22 protein-coding genes are annotated in these 23572 nt (G+C 51.5%); 6 read left to right on the top strand and 16 right to left on the bottom strand.

Features of this window, described 5'->3' with window-relative positions; genetic code table 11:
* Window positions 1-31: 31 nt before the first annotated feature.
* The 6 genes from CWE14_RS14180 to CWE14_RS14155 all read right to left on the bottom strand — a co-directional run bounded on the left by CWE14_RS14180 (window position 32) and on the right by CWE14_RS14155 (window position 9010).
* Window positions 32-2116 (bottom strand): M13 family metallopeptidase, encoded by a 2085-nt coding sequence (locus CWE14_RS14180; RefSeq protein WP_126799986.1) that lies wholly within the window; start codon window positions 2114-2116, stop codon window positions 32-34.
* Window positions 2117-2219: 103 nt separating this feature from the next.
* Window positions 2220-2801 (bottom strand): GTP cyclohydrolase II, encoded by a 582-nt coding sequence (ribA, locus tag CWE14_RS14175; RefSeq protein WP_126799985.1) that lies wholly within the window; start codon window positions 2799-2801, stop codon window positions 2220-2222.
* 166 nt (window positions 2802-2967) lie between these two features.
* Complete coding sequence (locus CWE14_RS14170; protein WP_126799984.1) at window positions 2968-3294, bottom strand: hypothetical protein; 327 nt, start codon at window positions 3292-3294, stop codon at window positions 2968-2970.
* A 458-nt stretch (window positions 3295-3752) separates the two neighbouring features.
* Window positions 3753-5660, bottom strand: a complete 1908-nt coding sequence (locus CWE14_RS14165; protein WP_126799983.1) for a metallophosphoesterase family protein — start codon at window positions 5658-5660, stop codon at window positions 3753-3755.
* Complete coding sequence (locus tag CWE14_RS14160) at window positions 5660-8467, bottom strand: TonB-dependent receptor (RefSeq protein ID WP_126799982.1); 2808 nt, start codon at window positions 8465-8467, stop codon at window positions 5660-5662. The genes CWE14_RS14165 and CWE14_RS14160 overlap by 1 nt, the downstream gene beginning before the upstream one ends.
* 144 nt (window positions 8468-8611) lie before the next feature.
* Window positions 8612-9010, bottom strand: a complete 399-nt coding sequence (locus CWE14_RS14155) for a MerC domain-containing protein (RefSeq protein WP_126799981.1) — start codon at window positions 9008-9010, stop codon at window positions 8612-8614.
* 120 nt (window positions 9011-9130) lie between these two features.
* Here CWE14_RS14155 and CWE14_RS14150 point away from each other — a divergent pair, with 120 nt between their 5' ends.
* Window positions 9131-9670, top strand: coding sequence for a ZrgA family zinc uptake protein (locus CWE14_RS14150; RefSeq protein WP_126799980.1), 540 nt, complete (start codon window positions 9131-9133; stop codon window positions 9668-9670).
* On the opposite strand, the gene CWE14_RS14145 is transcribed toward CWE14_RS14150, so the two are convergent.
* Window positions 9655-10215, bottom strand: coding sequence for a DUF3299 domain-containing protein (locus CWE14_RS14145; protein WP_241972424.1), 561 nt, complete (start codon window positions 10213-10215; stop codon window positions 9655-9657). The two genes, CWE14_RS14150 and CWE14_RS14145, sit on opposite strands and share 16 nt — an antisense overlap.
* Window positions 10216-10283: 68 nt before the next feature.
* Between CWE14_RS14145 and CWE14_RS14140 the strand changes: the two genes are divergently transcribed.
* Window positions 10284-10970: an ABC transporter ATP-binding protein gene (locus CWE14_RS14140; RefSeq protein WP_126799979.1), complete on the top strand. Its 687-nt coding sequence runs from the start codon at window positions 10284-10286 to the stop codon at window positions 10968-10970.
* Window positions 10961-12217 carry an ABC transporter permease gene (locus tag CWE14_RS14135; protein WP_126799978.1) on the top strand — a complete coding sequence of 419 codons (1257 nt, stop codon included), beginning with the start codon at window positions 10961-10963 and terminating at the stop codon, window positions 12215-12217. The genes CWE14_RS14140 and CWE14_RS14135 overlap by 10 nt, the downstream gene beginning before the upstream one ends.
* A gap of 12 nt (window positions 12218-12229) precedes the next feature.
* On the opposite strand, the gene CWE14_RS14130 is transcribed toward CWE14_RS14135, so the two are convergent.
* Complete coding sequence (locus CWE14_RS14130; RefSeq protein WP_126799977.1) at window positions 12230-13288, bottom strand: bifunctional transcriptional activator/DNA repair enzyme AdaA; 1059 nt, start codon at window positions 13286-13288, stop codon at window positions 12230-12232.
* Window positions 13289-13458: 170 nt separating this feature from the next.
* On the opposite strand from CWE14_RS14130, the gene CWE14_RS14125 reads away from it, so the two are divergent.
* A complete protein-coding gene (locus CWE14_RS14125; protein WP_126789040.1) occupies window positions 13459-14118 on the top strand; it encodes an epoxyqueuosine reductase QueH in 660 nt (219 codons plus the stop codon).
* A gap of 218 nt (window positions 14119-14336) precedes the next feature.
* Here the strand turns inward: CWE14_RS14125 and CWE14_RS14120 are convergent, their stop codons facing one another.
* Complete coding sequence (locus tag CWE14_RS14120) at window positions 14337-14762, bottom strand: hypothetical protein (RefSeq protein ID WP_126799976.1); 426 nt, start codon at window positions 14760-14762, stop codon at window positions 14337-14339.
* Window positions 14763-14962: 200 nt separating this feature from the next.
* On the opposite strand from CWE14_RS14120, the gene CWE14_RS14115 reads away from it, so the two are divergent.
* The gene (locus tag CWE14_RS14115; protein ID WP_126799975.1) at window positions 14963-17155 is read left to right on the top strand and encodes a M3 family metallopeptidase; all 2193 of its coding nucleotides are present in this window, start codon (window positions 14963-14965) and stop codon (window positions 17153-17155) included.
* Window positions 17156-17248: 93 nt separating this feature from the next.
* Here CWE14_RS14115 and CWE14_RS14110 read toward each other — a convergent pair whose 3' ends face one another.
* Entirely contained in the window at window positions 17249-19117 is a 1869-nt protein-coding gene (locus tag CWE14_RS14110; RefSeq protein WP_126799974.1) for a hypothetical protein, read from the bottom strand.
* A 167-nt stretch (window positions 19118-19284) separates the two neighbouring features.
* On the opposite strand from CWE14_RS14110, the gene CWE14_RS14105 reads away from it, so the two are divergent.
* Window positions 19285-19956 (top strand): DNA-3-methyladenine glycosylase I, encoded by a 672-nt coding sequence (locus tag CWE14_RS14105; RefSeq protein ID WP_126799973.1) that lies wholly within the window; start codon window positions 19285-19287, stop codon window positions 19954-19956.
* A 27-nt stretch (window positions 19957-19983) separates the two neighbouring features.
* Here CWE14_RS14105 and CWE14_RS14100 read toward each other — a convergent pair whose 3' ends face one another.
* The 6 genes from CWE14_RS14100 to CWE14_RS14080 form a co-directional block, all read right to left on the bottom strand.
* Window positions 19984-20613 (bottom strand): hypothetical protein, encoded by a 630-nt coding sequence (locus tag CWE14_RS14100; RefSeq protein WP_126799972.1) that lies wholly within the window; start codon window positions 20611-20613, stop codon window positions 19984-19986.
* 25 nt (window positions 20614-20638) lie between these two features.
* A complete protein-coding gene (locus CWE14_RS14095; RefSeq protein ID WP_126799971.1) occupies window positions 20639-20836 on the bottom strand; it encodes a hypothetical protein in 198 nt (65 codons plus the stop codon).
* Between the two features lie 38 nt (window positions 20837-20874).
* Entirely contained in the window at window positions 20875-21948 is a 1074-nt protein-coding gene (locus CWE14_RS14090) for a hypothetical protein (protein WP_126799970.1), read from the bottom strand.
* A gap of 107 nt (window positions 21949-22055) precedes the next feature.
* A complete protein-coding gene (locus tag CWE14_RS14730) occupies window positions 22056-22196 on the bottom strand; it encodes a hypothetical protein (RefSeq protein ID WP_157981835.1) in 141 nt (46 codons plus the stop codon).
* 92 nt (window positions 22197-22288) lie between these two features.
* Window positions 22289-22699 (bottom strand): VOC family protein, encoded by a 411-nt coding sequence (locus tag CWE14_RS14085; protein ID WP_126799969.1) that lies wholly within the window; start codon window positions 22697-22699, stop codon window positions 22289-22291.
* 10 nt (window positions 22700-22709) lie between these two features.
* Window positions 22710-23534: an AraC family transcriptional regulator gene (locus CWE14_RS14080; RefSeq protein ID WP_157981834.1), complete on the bottom strand. Its 825-nt coding sequence runs from the start codon at window positions 23532-23534 to the stop codon at window positions 22710-22712.
* Window positions 23535-23572: the final 38 nt, after the last annotated feature.

Here is a 23572-nt window from a genome sequence, read left to right as displayed (position 1 = left end):
TTTATACCTGATTATTTAATCACAACCGGTATTACCAGATCCGTGCACGCTCATCTTCCGGGATGAACATACCGTCACCTTCTTTCACGTCAAAGGCTTCATAGAACGCATCAACGTTCCGCGGCGCGCCCATCGCACGGTACTTAGGTGGAGCATGCGGACCACGGGCAATCTGCTCGCGCATGGCATCGTCACGCATCTTCATTTTCCAGACCTGGGCCCAGCTCAGGAAGAAGCGTTGCTCGCCGGTGTAGCCTTCCAGCACCGGAGAACTTTCACCCTCAAGCGATTCCTGATAAGCACGGAATGCCGTGGTTAAGCCCACCAAATCACCAATGTTTTCGCCCAGTGCAACTTCACCGTTAATATTTAGGCCTGGTAGCGGTTCAAACGCGTTGAACTGATCAACAAGCACCTGTGCGCGGCTATCAAACTGCTCGCGGTCTTCGTCAGTCCACCAGTTGTACAGGTTGCCGCCGCCATCATAGCGTGAGCCCTGGTCATCAAAACCGTGGCCGATCTCGTGGCCGATCACCGCACCGATACCACCGTAATTGACTGCATCATCCGCTTCCATATCAAAGAAAGGAGGCTGCAAGATACCAGCCGGGAAGACAATCTCATTGGCCGTTGGGCTGTAATAGGCATTCACGGTTTGCGGTGTCATACCCCACTCTTCACGGTCAACCGGCTCACCAATACGTCCAACCATATCGCGGTAAGCCCACACTGAAGCGCGTTTGGTATTGCCGATCAGGTCATCTGCAGCAATGCTTAAATCGCTGTAGTCTTTCCATTTACTTGGATAGCCAATCTTCGGAGTAAAAGTCGACAGTTTCTCGAGGGCCTGCTCTTTGGTCTCATCTGTCATCCACGCCAAATCGTTAATAGAGTCTTCAAACGCCACCAGCAGGTTGTCGATCAGCTCTTCCATCCGTGCTTTCGCTTCTGGCGGGAAGTGACGGGCAACATACTCTTCGCCCAGCACTTCTCCAAGAACGCCGTTGGTCGCCTGAACGGCGCGCTTCCAGCGCTCCTGTTGTTCAGGAACACCGCTTAAAGTGGTCTGATAGAAATCAAAGTTGAGGTCAGCAAATTCGCTACTCAGACGTGAAGCAAAGCGGTTTACTGTACGCAGTGTCATATAGTCCTGCCAGGTTTGCAGATCAGTTTCACTGAAAATACCAGGCAAAGCTTCAAAATAAGACGGCATCCGCACTACCAACTGTTCAGCGCTATCCAGCTCTGCTTGTGAGGCATACAGCGAGTAATCAAAATCACCCATAAGTTCAGCAAACTCGTCTGTACTCATCGGGTTATATGTTGCTTCAGCGTCACGGCTCTCAGCACGTGTCCAATGGTGTTCAGCCAACTGTGCTTCGAGTTGGTAAATTCGCTCTGCGGCGTCCGCTGCATTGTCATGTCCGGCAGCAGTAAGAATGTCAGCAATGTATGCTTTGTACTTCTCACGGATGTCAGTAAATGACTCGTTGTCATTGAAGTAGTAGTCGCGGTCAGGCAGACCTAAACCACCCTGTGACATGTAAAGGGTATTGTAATCAGGGTTACGCGCATCGGCCCAGGCATAAAAGCTGAATGGTCCACCGATCCCACGCATTTGCAACTGCGCCATGACAGCGGCGAGCTGACTATGGTTGCTAACGCCGGAAATCATTTCCAGTTCTTCTTCAATCGGAGTAATGCCAAGCTCTTCGATGCGTTCTTCATCCATAAAGCTGGCGTAGAAGTCACCCAGCTTCTGATTGTTTGAACCCGCTTCGACGTCGTCTTTTTCCATCGCATCTTCAATAATGCTATGCAGACGTTGCTCGTTTTCTTCATGCAAAATACGGAATGCACCGTAGCTCGACATATCACTTGGGATTTCAGTGTTTTCATACCAGCTACCGTTCACATATTGAAACAGGTCGTCCTGCGGGCGAGCGGTGCGGTCGAAATCTTCGAGAAACAAGCCTGCATGCAATTCAGGCTCTGCAGTGTTGGCTTGGGTTTGTGGATCTGGCTGATCCGGAGTCTCCGGTTCATTCGCCGGGCTGCATGCAAGCAGCCCCAATGCCAGTGCTACGCTGCTGGCGACTAAAGTGAGCTTTTTCATTTGTTATAATGTCCTCGTGGTGTCACGGAGTAAAAGTCGGTGACACCAGTTTAAGCTCCTTCAGCAGGCACTGCAAAGAGCAATAGGACTAAATTGTAAGCAATTACAACAAATGGCCGAATTTCTTCGTTTTGGTCGCCAGATAATGCTGATTGTGCGGGGACGCAGCAACCTGATGCGGAACCCGTTCGACCACCTTAATACCGGCATCCGTCAACGATTGTACTTTATCGGGATTGTTCGTCATCAGCCGAATCTCCGCCACACTCAACGCCTCAAGCATCGCAGCGGCGACTCTGTAATCGCGAGCGTCCGGCAAAAAACCAAGAATTTCATTGGCTTCCACGGTATCCAGGCCCTTATCCTGCTCAGCATAGGCGCGCAATTTGTTAATTAAGCCAATGCCTCGCCCTTCCTGACGCAGATACACAATAATACCGCGCCCCTGGTCAGCAATTTTCTGCATCGCCGCTTCCAGCTGTGGGCCACAATCGCAACGTTGACTGAACAGAGCATCACCGGTCAGACATTCTGAATGAACACGTGTCAGCACCGGTGCACCGTCGGTATAAGAGCCCATCGCCAGGGCGACATGTTCTTGCCCTGACTCAGTTTCAAAGCCAATTAATTCAAATTCACCGAACGGAGTCGGAAGTTTCGTCTTCGCCGCAATTTTAACCTGCATGTCGTTCTTCACCACATCATCACTTCAGTTAGATAGCTTGTGTTGCCATTTTGGGGTACTGCCCATATGGGGGGCAATGTGAATAAACACAATGATACCAAAAGAGGCGCCGCAGCGCCTCTTCGTTGTAATACTATAACAAGACTGTCAAGCCATCAGGCTTCTTCTATAACCGTCGCACTCTGGGCGGTCTGCTATGCCAGTCTCCACGTTCGCTTTCTAACATTCTGTTACCACGATCATAGATTTCCAGCGTTCCGTTTTCATATAGACGGTAACGAAGTTCAGCATCGGAAAACTGATAGCCCATCAAACCGCACCGTGCGCCCGGATGAGCACAAACAGTATGCAAGGTGCGACCGTACATGGTGCTCCGCGTCCCGCGCTTTTTATCGGTGAAGACCACTTCGTACGCATCACAGGCCACATCACCCTCAATGCACTGACGCTCTAGCTCAACCACATAATTACGTGAAACCCATGTCTGGGCCATTGAAGGTAAGCTGACTCCCAGCAATATAAGAACCAAGAATCCTCTTAGCATCATCCCTATCCAACTCCTCGTTGCCACACCCAGACGTTGTATCTAAGTTAACTTGTTGTTAACTCTACCGGAAGCGTCTGATAATTTCGATAATTTCCACACTTCACTAAAACCACAGCGCGAATTAGCCGCCGACTTTACTGTGCAGCTATCTATCGACCTCTCACCCTAAAATCTTAAACTAAGGTTCAAACTCTGCCAGTCCCGCGTCAGCAACAAGTTACAGATATTTTATCCAGGCCTGGCTACTATTACGTTTATAGCGATTAAAAGCCCGTGATTTGTACCTCAAACACTGACCGCTAACGTATACAGTAACAGCAGAACGTAGAGATGTAGAATATAGAAGAACATCGGCAAGCCGCCGTAGCTTGCAAGTCTTTCATTGAAGCGGCTGTTAGAGCGCCTTAATCAGTCCCCGCAGCGGGGTAAACCCGCCCTTGTGCGGTATCAATAAAAAAGTGGTCGCTGATTAAACCGTCCCTGAAGCCGTCAAAAATTACCAGCAGCTGCGCCAGTTGCTGGCCGAGTTCTGAATCTGTCACCGCCGCCAGTTGCTGAAGCTGGCTGTACTGGCGGATCCGCGCAGCTGGGATATCCTGCAATCCCAATGTTCCTGCATTGCGCAAGCGGTAGAAATCAATGGCTAAGTCGAGCCCCTGCCAGCTTTCGAACTGCTCCATATCGATATCACCCGAGTCGATGCTGACATGGTCTGGTCGTAGCATCCTGACTAACTCAGCACCATTGGCCTGTAAAATGCTTTCCCGCAATGGCTGAGGCCACTCGTTTGGCAAAAAACGCTGCCGAGCCAGTTCGTGCAAATGCCATTCGGTAAATTCAGCATAACTGCTACTCTGCAGCACCTCTTTCTGCCACCTCGTCTCACTACCCTGCTGCCCGGTCATATACGCATGTTCGCGCTGATACAGGCCAAAGAAACGGTCGAAACCAGGCACGTCTGACAGCACAGGCGTACTCACTTCAACCCGATTCGGCCCGTGCAGGGTCAGTAACTTATAGGCAGGCTGATAACCGGCGATAGACGGAGCCTGGATATTTACCAGTCGCTGCCCGTCACGGCCCTCAACCACACTGGTATGGTTAAAATGCATATGACCAGCGACATGCAGCTGCAATCCGGTATCAGCCAGCGCCTGACTAACGTTGCGGGTTGGTTCACGTGCCATCTGGAAGCTTTGTGAACCAAACAGCTGACGAATATGGGGTGACATCCCACTGTAGAACTCTGCCATCGGATAGTGGCTAAAGGCGATCAGCTGCTTGCCCTGTTGCCGCGCCCTCAGCACCACATCGGCTATCCACTCCACTACCTGTGGTTTATGAGTCAACAGCATGTTGTAACCCGCATTGCCGGCGCCTAAAAAGTCCTCAGCCCGGTTCAGCTGTTCACGCGGCTCGGCCACTGGCTGGTATATATTGGCGTCGATCGCAAGCAACCACAGCCCTTCAACCGGCTCAACCAGATAAGAAGCGTCACTCACCGAGGTGCAATTGGTCAGCGACTTTTCGTCTTCCGGTTGGCTTGGCGCACCCTCACGGCATATACGGTAGTGTCGCTCAGTCAACGACGACGCCTGCTGCGCGTCACTCAAACTGTATTCGGAATAGGCGTAGGAGGAGTAAGGAGTTTCCCAATAAATATCTTCAGTCTGCGGCTGCAAACCAAAACCACCCATGTAGTCAAAAATTCCCGCATAGCCGAGCTCGGTCAGTTCATCGCTGCAAATTACATCCGACGAGGCTGGCTGCTGGCACAGCCCATGCTGATGGCTATATATAGCGAGCGGCGCCCCATCAGGTCCGAGAAAATCCGGCTTTCCTGACGCTAAGTCATAGGGTCGAACCGGATCATGGTTGCCGGTAATCACAAAGAACCGCATGCCATGCTCTTGCTCGTAGCGCTGCAGCAATTGCTGCAGACCACGCAAATGCAGTGGCTGACCGTCGTCACTAAAGTCACCGGGCAAAATAACCAGTTCCACCCCCTGCTCTGCCAGTTCGTCTAACGCTGCATGCAGCGCAAAGTAGTTTTCATTGAACAGACGGGTAGAGTAGAGCTGGGCCTGCATGGTGCGCAATACAGCCTGCGGCTGATGCGCATGTTCGCCAATCCCGGCGAAAGCCCCATCACTGAAATTTGCATATACATCATGGAAATGAACATCCGGCAAAAACGCTATCCGGGTGCCGGTAAGCGCTGGTTCCTGGCTGCTATCAAGCGCAAGGATGTGGCCACAGGCGGCGAGCAGGATCAGTCCGCTCACCGCCTTGCCAAGTTTCCTCAACGCCATCAAATATCTGCCCGGATACCCAGGCTGATACGACGCCCTGAGAACTCATTCATAACCGGGAAACGAGGGTCGATGGTGTAACCGCGGGTCGCTTCATCGCTCATATTAATGCCTTTAAGCGTCAGTCTGACCCGCTCACTCAACTGGTAGCCCAGCGCTATATCGACCTGACCATAGCCTTCGCGATAGACCGGATACATATTACGTTCGATAACTTCCACGTAGTCATCTTTGTAGTTGTACGAAACCCGTGCATCAAAGCGATCATTCTCAAAGTACAAGGTGGCGTTGTACACTTTGTCCGCTAAGCCTTCCGGTGGGGTCGGAATGTTCAGCGTTGATGCCCCAGTTAATGAATTATCCAGCATCGTGTAGTTGCTGTTAATGCCGAACCCTTCCAGTGCTGGGTGAATCGCATCGAATGGCAAATGCGCAATCAATTCAAGGCCGGAAATGCTGTAAGAACCGTCCGCATTAATCGGCTGATAGACATCAAAGTCGTAATAACCATCCAGGGTGCCGTTAGCATTCAGCTTCTCCACGTCTTCCACGATGCCGGTCAGCTCCTGGCGTACCACACCCTCAATGCGTTTTTCAAAATAGGTCGCGGCAAACAAGCCACCGTTATCAAGGTACCATTCGAGACCCAGATCCCATTGGTCTGCGTAGGTCGGTTCAAGGTCCGGGTTGCCATCACTGAAACGGAATTCGTTCCAGCTGACACTGCGCCGGTAGGCAATGTCAGTCAGCGCAGGACGCATCAGGGTGCGTGACGCCGCTCCGCGCAACACCACCTGGTCAGTCAACTGCGCCGTCAGGTTGAGGCTGGGCAGGAAGTCACGGTAGCTTCCATCGCTGGACACCGGTGACTCGGTATAACCGGTCGACCCATCAGGATTCTGAACCTGGTGAAAGCCAAAGGAATTAACCGACGTATCCACAGCACGCACGCCAGTATTTAAAGCCACAGGCACACGCCCCACATCAAAACCGAAATTGGCCATCAGGTAACCAGCCAATACCTCTTCGTCCACGCGATAGAACTCACCTGGCTCAAAGTCCACCGCAAAACCCGGGTAGCGGAAGGTGCTACGCGCGTACGCATTGGACGGTTGCATCCAGTTAATGTCATTGGGCCGATACCCGCCGCCAGGGACAATATCCGTCACATACTCGAGCTCGCTTTCGGTCAACAACCGCGTATTGCTCCAGGATGCATCCCCTGCAGCAGGACCACCGACCAGGGTGTCACCAAAATTACGCTGCTTCGATTTATCGGTGTAACGCACCCCAAAGCGGATATCCATTAATGCAGGTAACCAGCCCAGCCGCATGTCACGGGTAATATCCAGTTGTGCCGCGTACTTATCATCGTCAACTTCTTCCAGATTCACCTGATACGACTCAAATACGTACTGCTCAACGTCCTGATACATATCGAATCCGGCACCGCTTTGGCTGGGAATGGTTTCACCGCCGCGTTCGGTATAACGTGTGCGTGAAGGCGCAAATGCCACATGTTTGAGGTTGGCAAAGTCTTCCAGTTTGCTGGCACCTGAGTACCCTACTAATCCAGATACACTCCATGGGCCCTGTCGCCAGTCGAGTGATAAACTCAACTGGGAAAAGTCGGTATCGCTAACCGTTTCTTTACTTAAAAACTCATGCTGGGTCGCGGTATAAGACGCGTCCGTCAACACCATAATGCCGTAATCAGCCAAGGTGGTGTCATCATAGTCGTGGATCTGCTCCAGGGTACTAATACTCGACGCCGAATAAGCTGCCGCATCGTACTCATCTTCCGTGGTGTTATAGCCACCGAGCATCGCGTCCAGGGTCAGACTAAAACTGTCTGACGGGCGGTACTGTAACGCTGCAGTGGCGCCCCACTTTTCCTGATCATTTAAATAAATACGGTCGCCCGCCTTATTCAGGAACACTACCCGCGAGGTTTCATCACTGTCAAAGCGGTCATCAATGACCCGCCCTGTATCACGTTCAACCACGTCAACCGCCTGCTGCCCCTGGGCGTCACGTTCTGCACTGCCTGTGCGTGCCGCAAAACGTTCCAGCGGGCGGAAGTCGACCCCTGAGTTGGAGTCTGTGCGATTGGTCCGGGTTGCAAACGACAGCGATGCCAGCCCGCCCCAGGGACCCGATGTCGTACTGGCCAGAAACGAGACCCGTGGGTCTACTTCACCGGACATCGAATTATGAGCAGCTTCCGCACTGGCAATAAAGCGCGACTCGGAATAGTCGAACGGACGCGCCGTGGAAATCATTACTGAGCCAGCTATTCCGCCCTCTTCGTCCGCTGCAGTCGGGGACTTCTGAATCGTTACCTGCTGAATAATTTCAGAAGCAAAAATATCAAATTCAACATCACGACCACCGCTACCTGACGCTGTGGCCAGGCCGTTAATCGAGACATGAGTGAATTCTGTAGGTAGGCCGCGCACGTTGACCCGGGTTCCCAGGCCTTTGTCGCGCTCAATGGTAACCCCGGGGATCCGTTGCAGAGCTTCAGCCAGGTTCTGTTCCGGAAAGTCAGCAATATCAGTCGCGACCACTGAGTCAGAAAACCCTGTGTTATAACGCTTCAGATCATTTGCCTGCTCCAGGCTACGGCTGTAGCTACCGGTCACCGAAATAACTTCAATATTCTCTTCGGTTTCCGTCGCCTCGTCCTGTGCCAATGCAGAGCTCATTCCCGCACACAGACCGGTCGCCAGTGCAACCTGAATACAAATAGCTAACGGCGAACGCGCCGCACGGCCAGAACTAAGACAACCCTTGGATACACCCATGACAACCCCGCAAAATAGTGTTTGTTATAAGCACTCAGAGCAACTGAGCACCTTGCGGAGAAGTACATTAGCGCCGGATTATGACAGTTTGACTGAATAATTTTTGCGCTTTAATGAATAAACATGCAGGCACCTGCTGCCCTGCTATAGCGCCTTTTCATCCACTGCAGCGGCTGCCAGATGCTCGCAATGCGATGCCCGAGCATTCAGGAAATGGCCCGTGAACAGCAAGCAGCCAGCTATTAACGCAAGCACCACCTCCAGCCAGCCATGTACCAGCAAACTGATAGTCATCAGCATCAGGCCTGTCCCGGCAAACCAGAACGGCCGCTGACGGCCATACTTTACAAACCCCGGTACGATAGAAATAGCCACCAGCAATGCCACAGGAACTATCAGCACCAGATGCACCCACTCGCCCGTCAGCCAGTTAAGCATTAAACCAGTTCCGAGCCCAACCACCAACAGGGGCGAAAGCACACAGTGACAGATACAGAGTGCCGACAAACACATTGCAATTTTATCTTTGCTTAATTTGGTCATTGTTACCACCTCAATTAGGGACTAGCCGGTGGATATAATATGTTATAACATAACATTTGTCGATTGGCAGTTTGCTGTTTTGCCGCCCTGGTGGCCACGAACGTCGTTTTGAGGTGATTCATGAAAACAATTCAATCTGTGCTGTGTATTTTAACCTTGTCATTACCGACTCTGGCAGTCGCTCATTCAGATGATACCCACCATCGCCAGCACGGCACACATGTTCACGGAGAAGCACAGGCTAGCCTTGCCAGTATCGAGCTGGAGGTGATGCTGACCCTGGTGGTTCCTGCTGGTGATATTCTGGGTTTGGAGCGGGCCCCAGCAACAACCCAGGAAGCAGAAGACATAACCTCGCATCTTGACTGGCTTAAACAAGCGCGTTGGCTCGATGAGGAAACAGCGAGAACCTGTCAGGCGACCCAGCGGCATGCGTTTACCCCACTGCTGAACTCCGAGCATTCGGGGCATGCAGACATTGAAGTGGAAATACACTGGCAATGTGAAGATACCCGGCCGAGGCAACTGGACGCATCTGCTTTTCTGGCTCGCTACAGCAAAATCGATCGTATTGAACTGCAATGGTTAACACAAACTAACCATGGCCATTCAAGCTTAAATGCGAGTCAACCAGGCTTGCGCCTTCATTCGTCAAACTGATACTGGTACAGCTCGATAGTCTGCATTTTCACCCGGTAGGCAGCCGTACCTAACTCGTGCGAGTTAATTTCCAGACTAAGCCGCCCTGTTAACCAGTATGCCGTGTACATATCCTCCACCCGTAAATTAACCTCGGCCGGTACCTCGTCGACATAGATCAGCTGATTTGGCGGTGGCGGAGGTACGTGAATACATGCACCAAAATATGGCACCAGAAAAAAACTCCGCACCCGCTGCTTATCATCGATATCCAGCGGCACAATATACCCGGGCAGGCGAATAACAGTATCGGCGTAGCGGGTAACCACTTCGGTAGATGTCAGTATGTCATTCCAGGCGTCTGCGTAGGGGTCGTTCCATTCATCGGTAAACGGATCGACCGCATCATCACTGTAATCATGCTCAAGCATCGGCAAGTTATCGAGCGCCTCAAGGAGGTGCTCGGGCATCAATTCAACCCACTCTATTGTTACTGGCGTGTCCGCCTCTACATCAACAGCTGAGATCATTAACCCGGCAAGTACTACCCATTGACTAACCCGCATAGAACACATTGGCACCTCCAAAACCATATGTTATAACGTAACAATAAATTACCCCTCTGGTGCCTTTAATGCAAGTAAACGCAGTCGCTATTAACCAGCTTACGTTCGCCTGGCCAGGTCCCGGCACCTGGCGTCTATCTATCGAAAAGCTGCAGATCCGCCGCGGCGAGCAGGTTTTTATTAAAGGGCCATCGGGCAGTGGCAAAAGTACGTTGCTTAGCATACTGGCTGGTATTACAGCAGTCCGCGACGGTGAAGTCTGGGTCGGCAACCATCCACTGCACCGCCTTTCCGCCAGTCAACGCGACCATTTGCGCGCAAACAGTATCGGCTTTGTATTCCAGCAACTGAACCTGATTCCATACCTTAATCTGCTGGATAACGTTCTGTTACCTGTCCACTTTGCCGGCCATTCGTTGCACGACTATAAAACACGCGCAGCTGAGCTTCTGGGCCGGCTTGATATCGCGCAGGATTTATTTCATCGCCCCGCCAGCCAGCTAAGCGTGGGTCAGCAACAGCGTGTTGCTATAGCCCGGGCCCTGATCGGTAAACCAGCGTTGCTGATTGCCGATGAGCCGACATCTGCGCTGGATGCCGATAACCGTGACGCGTTTCTCAAATTACTACTCGAGCAAAGTAAAGCGGTGCAGACAACTGTTCTGTTTGTTAGCCACGACGACGCGCTAAAGCAGCATTTCCCACGCGTGCTGAGCATGCAAACTGACCAGGGTAATGTCACCACATGCTTATAAAAATTGCCTGTCGGAGCTTATGGAACCGACGCATCACCGCCTTGATGACCTTGCTGACACTGACCATCAGCCTGAGTTTATTATTCAGTATTAACCATATCCGGCATCAGGCGAAAGAGAGCTTTACCAGTTCAGTCTCTGCGGTGGATCTGATTGTTGGGGCCCGCTCCGGACAACTGAACTTGCTTCTCTACGCCGTGTTCAGGGTTGGCAACCCTACCAATAATATCTCCTGGGAAAGCTATCAACACATTCGTCAGCACCGTCAAATCGAATGGACGGTGCCCATTTCACTCGGTGATTCTCATCGTGGCTATCGCGTTATAGGTACCAGTCGCGACTATTTTCAATACCTTCAGTTTGCTGACCGTCAGTCACTTCAATTCTTGGAGGGTCAACCATTTACCGCGCTATTTGATGTCGTTCTGGGCGCGGAAGTCGCGCGAAAACTGAATTATCAGCTCGGCGACAAGGTTGTAATCAGTCATGGCGCAGGGTCGACCAGCTTTATCCATCACGATGAGATGCCCTTTACAGTGACAGGTATCCTTGCCCCCACCGGCACACCTGTTGACAAGAGCTTGCATGTCTCACTTGAGGCGATCGAAGCAATTCATCTTGGCTGGCAACATGGCGTTCCTATTCCGGGACAGGAGGTCAGCCCGCAACAAGCCAGCGCAACCGATCTGACCCCAGATGCCATCACCGCGTTTTTTGTCGGTATGAAATCACGAGTAGCCAGCTTTGCAGTGCAGCGGCAAATTAATAGCTACCGCCAGGAGCCGCTCACCGCTATTTTGCCCGGTGTCGCATTGGGCGAGCTGTGGCAGATGATAGGCGGGGTTGAACGCCTGCTACTCCTGGTCAGTTATTTAGTCCTGTTTGCCGCATTCGCCGGCCTGATCACCACTTTACTGGCGTCAATGAAAGAACGGCAGAGGGAAATTGCGGTGCTTCGTGCCACTGGTGCCCGACCGGCTCATGTATTCTGGTTATTGCAGGCGGAAGTGGCAATCATCACCCTCACGGCCATTGCCCTTAGCTGGGCTGCGGTGCGCGGCCTGATGGTTTTCGGCCAGCATTATATAGCGCAACGCTTTGGCGTCTTTATCAGCCAGCAGGTATGGCAGGATAATAGCGGGCTCTTAAGCTTGACCATCTTTGCCATTGCGCTTCTGGTCGGCTGCGTACCAGCCCTGCTGGCTTACCGGCAGGCACTGAGTAGCTCACTTGCCCCCAGAGTGTAGCCTGCGCTACGCCTAAACCTGCTGCTGACTGCGTTCATGCTCAAGTAGCCAGCGCTTGCGCTCGAGCCCACCGCCATAGCCGGTTAAGTTTCCATTGCTGCCAATCACCCGGTGACAGGGCACCACAATAGCGACCCGGTTATAGCCATTGGCATTGGCGACCGCGCGCACCGCAGTGGGTCGTCCCAGATAGTCTGCCTGTGCCTTGTAGCTGCGGGTCTGCGCGTAGGGGATAGTTTGCAAGCCTTGCCACACCTGCTGCTGGAAATCGGTTCCGGGCATATCCAGCGCTATCGAGAACTCGCGCCGCACACCAGCAAAATACTCCTCAAGCTCAGTTTTGGCTTGCCGGATATGGTCATTTTCACCCAACATAACGGGAGCTTTTAATAGCCGCTGCAGATCTCTGAATTCGGTTTCCAGCATCCGTCGGTCAACAAATTCGAGCAAACACACACCTTTTTCAGTCGCCCCCAGCAACATGGGTCCGAGTGGTGTTGTAAGCCGGTCAAGTAAAATGGGTTGCGTCTCTGCGCTCACCGAGGGTTTCTGCCCAACCAGTTTTTTATAGGTATAGCCAAACCCACTAAGCGACTGATAGCCCGTCTCATAAGCGCTGTCTATTACTGCCCGGCCATGCTTTAACTCTTCCAGCGCCTGATTAATCCGGTACATTCGCTGAAACGTCTGGAACGTCATTCCATAGTGCTTTTTAAACCATCGTCGCACCGTTTCCGGGCCTATTCCCCGTTGCCGCAACTGCTCGTCGGTCACTTTGGTTTTCTCAGCATTGCGCACCATGTCGATTGCCTGCGCTACAGCCGGTGGCGCCTGGCAGGCATTTTCGGTGGGCCGGCATATCTTGCACGGCCGGTAACCGTGGTCGAGAGCATCTTTATAATGGGTAAAAAATTCGACGTTTTCCGGCTTGGGTTTGCGCGCACGACAACTGGCGATGCAAAACACCGAGGTCGTTTTCACACCGGCATAGAAAATTCCTACGTAGGACGGGTCTTTATCAAGCAAGGCCTGATAGTAGCGTTGCTGCATCTGTTGATCAGTTATTCGCATCGGATTAATCCTTCGGTTAAAAACCTTTGGTAGGCTAAAGTTAATCTCAGTGCGTGACTGTCAGCAACCGAAAACTGGACAACTATTTTAGCCGCATCTGTCAGTTCTGATACCAACTTGGTATCATCCACCACAGATCATCGATGAACGGAAAATCAGCAGGCGAGCCCATGAGTAAGAAAAAACCAGAATCTATCGTATTAGAAACCCCAACCGGTTCTGATCATGTACTGCTGCATTCATGCTGCGCCCCCTGTTCCGGGGAAGTAATGGAACGCATGGCTGACGCTGGTATCCGTTTTACTATTTTCTTTTACAATCCCAATATTCACCCGGAAAAAGAGTACCTGCTGCGTAAAGAGGAAAATATCCGTTTTGCTGAAAAGCTTGGGATACCCTTTATCGATGCGGATTACGACAGCAAAAACTGGTTTCAACGGATCAAAGGGCTGGAGTGGGAACCTGAACGCGGTGAACGCTGCACCGTCTGTTTCGACATGCGCTTCGAGCGCACCGCACTCTACGCCCATGAACATGGTTTCGATACCATCACCAGTTGCCTGGGGATTTCCCGCTGGAAGAACATGGAGCAAATTAACGACTGCGGACAACGTGCAGTGGCTCGCTACCCTGGTATGCATTACTGGACCTTTAACTGGCGCAAACAGGGTGGCGCCGCGCGGATGGTCGAAATCGCGAAGCGCGAACGGTTTTATCAACAGGAATATTGTGGCTGCGTCTATTCCTTACGCGACACCAACCGCTGGCGAATGGAAAACGGCCGCGAACGAATCCAAATCGGTGTTGAATACTACTCGCCGGAAAACTGAATTCCTGAAAGGTAATACCCAGGCCTGTTTATTCATTGGCTGCCAGATCACTGGCGGCACACTCCATCAACAGTTCTCGGACCACACACTTGGCGCAGTTATTTATGCATTTAAAGTCACTCGCCACCAGATAGCCATTGCTCATTAAGAACCGTAGACGCGAGCGGCTGATGCAGATCGTTACCTCTTCATCCGCAGCGGAGTTCTGAGCGCCGGGCTCAATGATATAAGGGTGACGGGGTTTGTTTGCCATCATTGTGCCCTCCCATCGAGCTGTGCAGACGTGACAACGCACAGGCGCTTTGATTCGCTCTAATCAGTACACACTGGTAGCGCCGAATAAGCGTTCGAGCGTCACTTTCGGTGCTGCTTGTATAGAGTCGATTCAGGGTATGCAGCGACTGGCTAAAGTCATTTAACGCGGCGGCTTGCTGGTGCATGCGCAGTCTAGTCGCCGCCAGCAAAATAACCGCCTTGCAATAAGCTTCCAGGTTAGTATCGCTGGGGGGCTGCTGGGTCACAAACGAGGTCGCCAGCCGGACACAGCGCGCCAGCGAAACCTCAGCCGCTTTATACAGCCCGCACTCCAGCTCCTGGGTCGCAATTCTGAGAAAATTTGTGTAACTCACTTTACCGTTGTTCATTGTGATGACTCCCATGCTGTCCTCAAACTTTAGTGTAATTGAGAATCATTATCAACATGGCTGATTAAGTTAGCTTGTTATCTATCCCTTTTTCGCACTGATTAGTCGCTTCGCTGTCTAATCCAGGTTGTATTTCTTACCCAAATAGGGGAAAGTCTTTACGTTTTGTTCGAAGTAACTATCAGGAAGCTCTTATGTTTATGCGCAAAAAGACTCTAACCGCTATCGCGGTCAGCGCAGCGTTAACACTCGCTGCATGTTCAGACCAGGCAGACAATGCGTCTGCCGATACTGGTTCTGAAAATACTCAATCCCAGGTTGCCGGCAACGACACGGCTCAACTGGATTCCAGCAACCCATTCGCTCAACCGTCAGAACTTCAGTACGAAGCCCCTGACTTTAGCATCATCGAAGATGACCATTTCTTACCTGCCTTTGAACAGGGCATGCAGGATCATATGGCCGAGATTGAAGCTATTGCGACCAATCCAGAGCCTGCAACCTTTGAAAATACCATCGTCGCGATGGAGAAAAGCGGTGAGTTATTAACCCGTGTATCGCGTGTCTTCTTCAACCTGACTGGCACCGACAGCAATGAACAGCGCCGTGACATTCAGCGTACGCTGTCACCGAAACTGTCAGCGCATTCAGACGACATTAATCTGAATGCTGACCTGTTTGCCCGCGTTGAATCACTTTACAACCAACGGGACGAACTGGGTCTGGACTCTGAAGCTGAGCGCTTACTTGAAGTCTACTATGACCGTTTTGTCAGTGCGGGCGCGAAGCTCAACGAAGAAGAGCGTCAGCAAATTCGTGAGCTGAACGAAGAACACGCTAACCTGACCACTCAATTTGCGCAAAACCAACTAGCTATTACCAGCGATATTGCTGTAGTGGTTGACTCCGAAGAAGAGCTCGACGGTCTGTCAGCCAGCGAAATTCGCAGCGCTGCAAATGCTGCCCAGGACGCTGGTCACGAAGGTAAGTACCTGCTTAGCATCACCAACACAACCCGCCAGCCGGTGCTGTCTTCGCTGAATAACCGCGAACTGCGTCAGCGTGTGTGGGAAGCGTCTGCCTATCGTGGTACTTCAGGTGAATTGGATAACCGTCCACTGGTGAAGCGCCTGACCGAAATCCGCGCTGAACGCGCTGAGCTTTTGGGCTTCGACACCTGGGCTGATTACCAATTACAAGACACCATGGCAGAAAACCCTGGCAACGTACTGGAAATGCTTAGCAGCATGGTGCCAGCAGTTGTGGCCAACACCGAGCTTGAGCAGGCCGATATTCAGGCCCTGATCGACCGTGACGGTGGCGACTTTGAGGTCCAGCCGTGGGACTGGGCTTATTATGCTGAACAGGTGCGTCAGGAACGTTATGACTTAGACGAAGAAGAAGTACGTCAGTACTTTGAATTTAACCGTGTATTGCATGACGGCGTCTTCTACACCATGAACCGCCTCTATGGTTTGACCTTCGAAGAGCGTGATGACCTGCCTACCTACCACCCGGACGTCGAAGTCTACGAAGTATTTGATCACGACGGTACCAGCCTGGCTATTTTCTACGCGGACTACTTTGCCCGCGAAGGTAAGCGTGGCGGCGCCTGGATGACGTCTTTTGTTGGCCAGTCGCACTTGCTTGAGAAAAAACCTGTGGTTGTGAATGTTATGAACATTCCAAAAGGTCCAGAGGGTGAACCGACGCTGATTTCCTATGACCATGTCACTACCATGTTCCATGAACTGGGTCACGGTATCCACGGTATGCTGTCAAACGTGAACTATCCGTCGTTAGCTGGTACCTCGGTCTCGCGTGACTTTGTTGAGTTCCCGTCTACCTTTGAAGAAGACTGGGCAGCCTACCCTGACGTGTTAAGCAACTATGCTAAGCACTACGAAACTGGCGAACCTATCCCGGACGAACTGCTGGAAAAAATCATGCAGTCGCGCAGCTTCAACCAGGGTTTCGATACCCTTGAGTACATTGCGGCAGCTTTCCTCGATATGGAATGGCATATGCTGGATGCAGACGCTAACGTCGACGACGTAGAAGCGTTCGAAGCTGCAGCGTTAGAGAAGCACGGTGTGAATATGCCGGCAGTTCCACCACGCTACAAGTCGACCTACTTTAACCACTCCATTGGTGGTGGTTATTCAGCAGGTTACTACGCGTATATGTGGAGTGAAATTCTGGCTGCGGATGCCTTTGCTTACGTACAAAGCAGAGGTGGTCTGTCACGCGAGAACGGTAACCTGTACCGCCGCGCTATTCTGGAAACCGGTAACTCTCGTCCACCAATGGAATCTTACATTGAATTCCGTGGTCAGGAGCCAACTACAGAAGCACTGCTAATTCGTCGTGGTCTGAAAACCAACGTCGAGTAAGTTAATCTACTGTCTAAAAAGCCCCGGTAACCAAGGTTGCCGGGGCTTCTTTTATCATCCACTAAAACAAACCGTTGATATCAAAAAACAGCTTCAATCTGGCTGAGCAAGTTCAATATCAACTGTGAACGGCACCGTTTCAGTCTCACCTCGATACCAAATCTCGACCGTGTTCGGCTCGCCATGGAAATAATACACATCGACCGGCTCCCCATCCCGACGAGGTAACGTCAATGTAGCAATTTCCGCCAGATAGCCATGCTCGTCCCGAGTGAAGACCTGGTTTCGTCGCTCAACCATGCGTTCGTTCATATCGGCAACTTCCCGGGGGGTGAATTCAGCATAATCAATAATAAGCTGGTTCCCATTCAAGCTGAGGCCCGCTGGTAACTGGTCCTTCTGATAACTGTCTTTAACAATCCCAGGGGCGGTGAGAACCGGAATGGTCGCCTTCAACCTGGTCGGCGTGACCGCAAAGCGAGCGGGATCGTATTCTATTCGGCTGACCATAAAACTAAACGGCAGGCTGTCCGCACCATCGTCATCAGCCTCGACAACCTCCACCCGCTCTCCACTTGCAGCAAAAAAATGCACGTCACCAGCATTCGGCTTATTGTAGCGCTCAAAAATAGGGATAAAGAGGTCACTTTGCACCACTGGGTAATGGAAGAATACCTGAGCGGGATAAGTAATACTCGGATCTGATGCCTGTGAAATACGACGCTGGCGAATTTCGATCTGCTGCGACATCGCTGCTGCATCCAAATCGCTATATTCAGCACGCACTTCCTTACGATGGTTATAAACTGGCGGGGTCAGAGGAAGCTGCGGCAACGACGTCAGGTTGACCTGCTCTGCTGCGCTCGGTGAAGTGAATGAGTACACCGGCAGCTCAATCGTCTGCTTTACCTCACGCCGCTGGTGTTCGCCAGCCAGCAAGGTCACCTTAGCCGTCTCCACCGGACCATGGAAAGCGTACGCGTTATACAAGGAAGCGCCTTCATTCTGTTCAATAGACTGATTAAATGTTTCTAGCTCAGCCTGAGCATCCTTTACGCTCAACTCACCGTCAGCGGCCTTACTAATCAATTGACCAAGCAGTTCACTCATTCGCGGCTGCCGATCGCCACGCTGGCGGCCGGTAACCCGTCGCTGAATATATTGACCACTTGCAGTAATGGCTTCGCCAATCACCTCATCCTCGCGCAGCCCAGTAGGCTCACCGTCAGTGCTCTCAATTTCAATTGCATACGAGTAGTTGTTCAGTTCAAGCAAGGTCACCACGTACCCGTTCTGTTCAACTGGCTGCCCAATATTCGCTGCGGTCAGTTCGAGTTCAATAACATCCTGTGGCAACTGAGCATAAAACTCGGCTGTCGCAGAAACAGCTCGCGGGGCATTCTCTTCGCGTGGTTTGGTAAAGCAATAGCCGTCCCGCATACGGATAATATCCGCTGTTTCTTGTTGGCTACTGTCCTCATCCGCTACCTGCAGTAACTCTCCGCTTTCTAGCTGCACACTCTGCAATCTGAGACGATGTGCCAACGGCAACGAGAACCCTTCATGCAGTGACAAGCCCTGCCCGTTTGAAGAGCGAAAACACGCTCGGGAGCTTGACTGGGTACTCACCAATAAGCTCCCCAGATAAGCATCGGTCATCGACTCGATGCTCGCGTAATCACCCAGCCGATGCATGCGCGGCTGGGCATATTCAATTTCATAAGGTTTTGAGTCAAAAGCCAGCGTTTCCAACGCCCAGTAATAGTTCTGCTGTTCGGCCTCCCACAGTAACCGGGCCAGTTCCTGATCATCAAGCTGACGCAGAGCATCATATCGGCGCTCATTCAACTGCAAACGTTGCTCGATTTGTTGTTGTACGGTCATCTCCGTCTGTGGGCTACACCCCACGGCTAGTCCCAGCAACAGGGCTCCAGCTACTACCTGCATTGCTCTAACGTTCATCGGTCCGTTCACTCCTTCTACGGTGAGTATTTCCTTCTGTGAAGTAAAGAGTACCTGTCTGCGATTCGTTTGCACATTGGTTTAGCAAAAAAACCATACCTACAATCCCGGACGTTTCCATTGTATTCTCCTTACCTGGCAAAACGACAGTTACCGTTGAGGCGTCTATGAAGTTCGACCATTTTTACCAGCTCGCGATCGAGCGAAAAGGCAGTAAAGCAGCAGTTCGTGAGCGTCTTCCGCATGTCGCAAACGCCCGCGAATTAACCGAATTCGGCGATGACCGCTACCTGGCGGCACTGACTAAGTGTGTCTTTCGGGCAGGTTTCGTCTGGCGCATTATTGAAAATAAATGGCCAGGCTTTGAACAGGCATTCAGCGGCTTTGTACCAGCCTACTGGCAACAGGTGCCGCCCGAGCGGTTAGAAACACTGGCACGCGACGAGCGCATTGTGCGTAATATGCAGAAAATTGCCACGGTACCGCGTAACGCCTTTATGATTATGGAAGCAGCAGAAACCCATGGCAGCTTTGGTAGCTTTCTCGCTCAATGGCCATCAAGCGACCAGGCAGGCTTGCTGCTCTGGCTCAAGAAAAACGGCTCGCGCCTGGGCGGCGCCAGCGCTCAGTATTTTTTACGCATGGTCGGCTATGACGGGTTCGTTCTTTCCGCAGACGTGGTGACTGCGTTGCAAAACCACAACCTTATGGATGCCACGCCCGGTACCCAAAAAGGTCTCAAACAGGCACAGCAGGTCTTTAACCAATGGCATCAGGAGACAAAACTGCCTTATGCACACTTGTCTAAAATTCTGTCGCTGACCCTCGATGCACGTTAAGGCAGGCAGATAGCCCGCCGGCCTGGCTTAGTGTTCAACCTCGATATTAAAACGCAGGGTGAACGGCATGGTCACAGGAATCGCTTCGTAGCATTCCCCCATGATGTCATCCACATAGCAATCCTCATCTGACTGATCTTCAGTCTTCTTCGTCAGTTCAGTCACTGTACCCGACCAGGTACCGCTCAGGTACCCATCTTCAAAAGCGTTGAGGCTAAGTTCAAATCTGGACGTGCGAAACACATCCGCGTCAAAATTGAGCTCCCGAAGCGGGTTTAACGGCTGGAAATAAACCTCACTATTACCAGAGCTAAGCGATGGAACCTCGATGCGCATCGATGCATAGTTGAAGTTCTGAATAATACTGGCGTAGGAATAATTCCCCACTAACAGTGGCGAAAATGACATATACATCATCAGGTTCTCGTCACTAAAGCTGTGTGCCCGATACGTAAAGTCCCTGTCACAGGTGACCCCTGACGGGCATGCAATGTTGAACTGCCCGGCATTTGCCCGACGAACTTCATAGGCTTCGCCGTCAAGCTCATACTCAAGTACATAGCCTCCGCTCGCCAGAATTTCTTCATCCGTTTTCGAGCTATCACAGCCCACTAACAGCGCCAGCGCAATACAACTAAACACCAGATTCCTTTTCATCAGCATAGTCCTTTAAGTAAGATTTTTATTTTTTACCCATCACTTTCTGTCGTTCCCGCTCATACTGCGGATACGATTTATCAACCCGCTGACGGCACTCGTCATAATCCTCAATATTCCCGTTACGGCACTCCTGCAACTGACGCGAGCGAATCTCTTCATACCATGCCTGAGTCGTGCAGCCAGTCAGGCCTAATGCCAGAAAAAGAATAATTAATTTCATAAAAAAGTCCTGTTAAAGCTCTATATGTAGAGTCAACGCTAAGGCTGTATATCAGCCAGCTCATTGTACTCCAACTCCCCAACTATGCTGCCGTCAGCGGTATAACTGAGGAGTAGATAACTATGTCCTGGCGCCAGATACAGCGGAAAATGCTCGCCGGGATACAATAAAACCTGGTCGTAAGCCACCTCATCCGTGTCATGCTGGTAAGCTCTGACCAGGACTGGCTCGTCACTAAGTCGCAGTTCATCTGCAATAACCACCGGGTTGCCCAGAGTCTGACGATAGAATCCTGTTTTCAAACTGTCCGACCCAGGCAACGGAAGATGGATCTGAGCGTCGACAAGTCCTCGGTACTGACCAGTTACCCGCGCATGATTGGTATCATCTACTAACACCATCCCAGAATTTGCCAACGCAGAATCGCTGCCAGCATATCCACAGCTGGTAAGGTCGATAGTGAATGGATCAATAGCCGACCGTTCCTTTAATCGTGCTGCCATCCAGCGAAGTTCGTCGGGCCCCTTTGCGGCTTCCGCAATATGGTCCCAGCCGGCGAAGATTACGAACCGAGCGTCTTCGTTCGCTTGCTCAATTTGACTGAGAATATTTGTTGCTTGGGTTCTTTCACGCACCTCGAATGCCGACTCACCCTCGGCTATTGCTCTCGTCGATTCATAGCTAAATACCTGAAAACCCATAGCCTGTGCCTGACGTATCAACGCTGAAAACGTCGGTTCCTGAGTGTAAAAACCATGTGCCGGAGAAAGCTCTTCACTATCCGCCAGATCCGCCTGAAATGCCTCAAAACCTATATGAGTGAAGCCCGCAGACTTCAGCATTTCAAGCTGACTGGCCACGAATACTCTTGCTTCGATGCGAAAATGGTTTTCATTGAACATTAACACCTTATGATCAGCAACCACGTCACTTAACCACGAGGATGCAGGGGTTAATCGAGTGGTTTCATCGTCAGTAAGACAAGACTGCGACTCAGGTATATCCTGTAAAGTAGCAGCCAGATCCTGACGACCAACAAAGGTATAGAAGGTTGCCTCCATCTGGTTACTCAGCCCAGCGGGTTCGAGCGCTTTTATTCGTTCATAGCTCACACCGAAAGCACCTCTCTCCAACAAGGGAGCCATATAGTCGGCCGAGCTTTGAGGACTCACAAACAGCGTTGCCATCATTACTGCCTTAACCATCCTTGGCCTGTTCATCACCGCGACGAAACCAGATGAATGATATAGGCCGGACTGGAGACCCCAAGCGCTTTGAGAGCGGCCACAGAATCCCGCCACAATACCTGACCGCCAAACGCAAATGTTGGTGTCGCATCGGGCGTAAATATAAGTTTCATTAGGTATCTCCAGTCAACGGCTAATGCAGTCAGCAGTTGATAATAATCAGAGATTACGAGCACAACAAAATATTTACAACAATAAATACTACTTAGCTGTATTGGGCTGCGAACTCTGCAGAGGGCGGTATGACCTGGATTACATCAATCAGCACGCCGTTTGGGTCTGCAGTAATAAAATGGCGTTGGCCGAAGTCCTCGCTTCGAATCGGCTGGTGCATGGTTAAACCTGCCTCGCACAAGCGTTGGTAGTGACTGTCTGCATCATCCACTTCAAAGTTAAGTAGTAAGCCACCCGCCAGTGGCTGACGAAAACTCTCAGGTAATGTCGGGTGCCCTGCTTGCAGCAACGCCAGTTCAAAGGGTTGCCCCTGCCCCGCGCGCAGGCTGACATACCAGTCGGCTTCGAATGTCACTTCAAACCCAAAGTAACGGGTGTAAAATGCTTTCGACGCTGCCACATCCTCGGTCACCAGCACTGGGTAAACACTGTTAAATTTCATATTAACCACCTCAAGTCAGAATAGAGTGCTTATTGTGGTCAGCGGGTTGGTTGGTGTCTTGTAAAAATGCGACATCAGCACGTGCCTTCGAAGGTGGCAGACCATGAAATCCGACGAACTCATGGGTGAAATGGCTTTGGTCGACATAACCCAGGTCGAACGCTATGTCGGCCAGCGACAATTGAGAATGAGTCAGCAAGCGGGTTGCTCGCTGGACACGGATAACCTGAGCAAAATGCTTAGGCGACAAGCCCACTATCTCGATGAAGTCACGTTCAAACTGACGACGGCTTTTACCGTACGTAGCAGCCAGTCGTGCTACCGAATGGGGGCTTGCGGCATGCTCTTCTTTGCAGGAAAGGGCCTGAAAGCTACTAAGTTGACGAATCAGGCTATCAAGTTTGCTCTGTTGGGGTGAGCAGTGGGTTAAATGCGTGCTCAGAATCCGATCCAGGTGAGCAAAAATAGAGTCGCCATCAATGCATTCGCTGGCAACGAGAATATCGTTGACCAGCTGCCCGTGCGCCGGCACAGCAAGGTTCGTTAACTCGGCTGCCGTGGCATCAAGAAAATGCCTGCTCTGCCCGGGTCTAAAGCGAATGCCCAGATACTCCACGCCGAGCTCAAGCAGCAGTTGAGTCCGACATCTGCTGGTGCCAAACATGTCTGCGCGCTGACGGCCTGAACCCCCAGTCACTACCACTAGGTCCACGGCTCCATCGGGCAGCACCGTATGTGTCGGCGAGGTATTGTTACGACTCAACCAATAATGACTAATGAATGGCCGTAACGGAGCTGCTGGTAACGACGCCAAACTTGTTGCCTGGTGTTCCATTCGCAGTTCCTCCGTTCTCGCCACGGCTCGCTCGCTAC

The organism is Aliidiomarina soli, from assembly GCF_003986975.1.
Taxonomy (GTDB): Bacteria; Pseudomonadota; Gammaproteobacteria; order Enterobacterales; family Alteromonadaceae; genus Aliidiomarina; species Aliidiomarina soli.
This window is presented reverse-complemented; position numbering and strand designations above follow the sequence as displayed.

What these genes read in the sequence shown, in the direction of transcription:
- CWE14_RS14180 (WP_126799986.1), bottom strand. Translation starts at nt 2,116, where the DNA reads ATGAAAAAGCTCACTTTAGTCGCCAGCAGCGTAGCACTGGCATTGGGG.
- ribA (WP_126799985.1), bottom strand. Translation starts at nt 2,801, where the DNA reads ATGCAGGTTAAAATTGCGGCGAAGACGAAACTTCCGACTCCGTTCGGT.
- CWE14_RS14170 (WP_126799984.1), bottom strand. Translation starts at nt 3,294, where the DNA reads ATGGCCCAGACATGGGTTTCACGTAATTATGTGGTTGAGCTAGAGCGT.
- CWE14_RS14165 (WP_126799983.1), bottom strand. Translation starts at nt 5,660, where the DNA reads ATGGCGTTGAGGAAACTTGGCAAGGCGGTGAGCGGACTGATCCTGCTC.
- CWE14_RS14160 (WP_126799982.1), bottom strand. Translation starts at nt 8,467, where the DNA reads ATGGGTGTATCCAAGGGTTGTCTTAGTTCTGGCCGTGCGGCGCGTTCG.
- CWE14_RS14155 (WP_126799981.1), bottom strand. Translation starts at nt 9,010, where the DNA reads ATGACCAAATTAAGCAAAGATAAAATTGCAATGTGTTTGTCGGCACTC.
- CWE14_RS14150 (WP_126799980.1), top strand. Translation starts at nt 9,131, where the DNA reads ATGAAAACAATTCAATCTGTGCTGTGTATTTTAACCTTGTCATTACCG.
- CWE14_RS14145 (WP_241972424.1), bottom strand. Translation starts at nt 10,215, where the DNA reads ATGCGGGTTAGTCAATGGGTAGTACTTGCCGGGTTAATGATCTCAGCT.
- CWE14_RS14140 (WP_126799979.1), top strand. Translation starts at nt 10,284, where the DNA reads ATGCAAGTAAACGCAGTCGCTATTAACCAGCTTACGTTCGCCTGGCCA.
- CWE14_RS14135 (WP_126799978.1), top strand. Translation starts at nt 10,961, where the DNA reads ATGCTTATAAAAATTGCCTGTCGGAGCTTATGGAACCGACGCATCACC.
- CWE14_RS14130 (WP_126799977.1), bottom strand. Translation starts at nt 13,288, where the DNA reads ATGCGAATAACTGATCAACAGATGCAGCAACGCTACTATCAGGCCTTG.
- CWE14_RS14125 (WP_126789040.1), top strand. Translation starts at nt 13,459, where the DNA reads ATGAGTAAGAAAAAACCAGAATCTATCGTATTAGAAACCCCAACCGGT.
- CWE14_RS14120 (WP_126799976.1), bottom strand. Translation starts at nt 14,762, where the DNA reads ATGAACAACGGTAAAGTGAGTTACACAAATTTTCTCAGAATTGCGACC.
- CWE14_RS14115 (WP_126799975.1), top strand. Translation starts at nt 14,963, where the DNA reads ATGCGCAAAAAGACTCTAACCGCTATCGCGGTCAGCGCAGCGTTAACA.
- CWE14_RS14110 (WP_126799974.1), bottom strand. Translation starts at nt 19,117, where the DNA reads ATGAACGTTAGAGCAATGCAGGTAGTAGCTGGAGCCCTGTTGCTGGGA.
- CWE14_RS14105 (WP_126799973.1), top strand. Translation starts at nt 19,285, where the DNA reads ATGAAGTTCGACCATTTTTACCAGCTCGCGATCGAGCGAAAAGGCAGT.
- CWE14_RS14100 (WP_126799972.1), bottom strand. Translation starts at nt 20,613, where the DNA reads ATGAAAAGGAATCTGGTGTTTAGTTGTATTGCGCTGGCGCTGTTAGTG.
- CWE14_RS14095 (WP_126799971.1), bottom strand. Translation starts at nt 20,836, where the DNA reads ATGAAATTAATTATTCTTTTTCTGGCATTAGGCCTGACTGGCTGCACG.
- CWE14_RS14730 (WP_157981835.1), bottom strand. Translation starts at nt 22,196, where the DNA reads ATGAAACTTATATTTACGCCCGATGCGACACCAACATTTGCGTTTGGC.
- CWE14_RS14085 (WP_126799969.1), bottom strand. Translation starts at nt 22,699, where the DNA reads ATGAAATTTAACAGTGTTTACCCAGTGCTGGTGACCGAGGATGTGGCA.
- CWE14_RS14080 (WP_157981834.1), bottom strand. Translation starts at nt 23,534, where the DNA reads ATGGAACACCAGGCAACAAGTTTGGCGTCGTTACCAGCAGCTCCGTTA.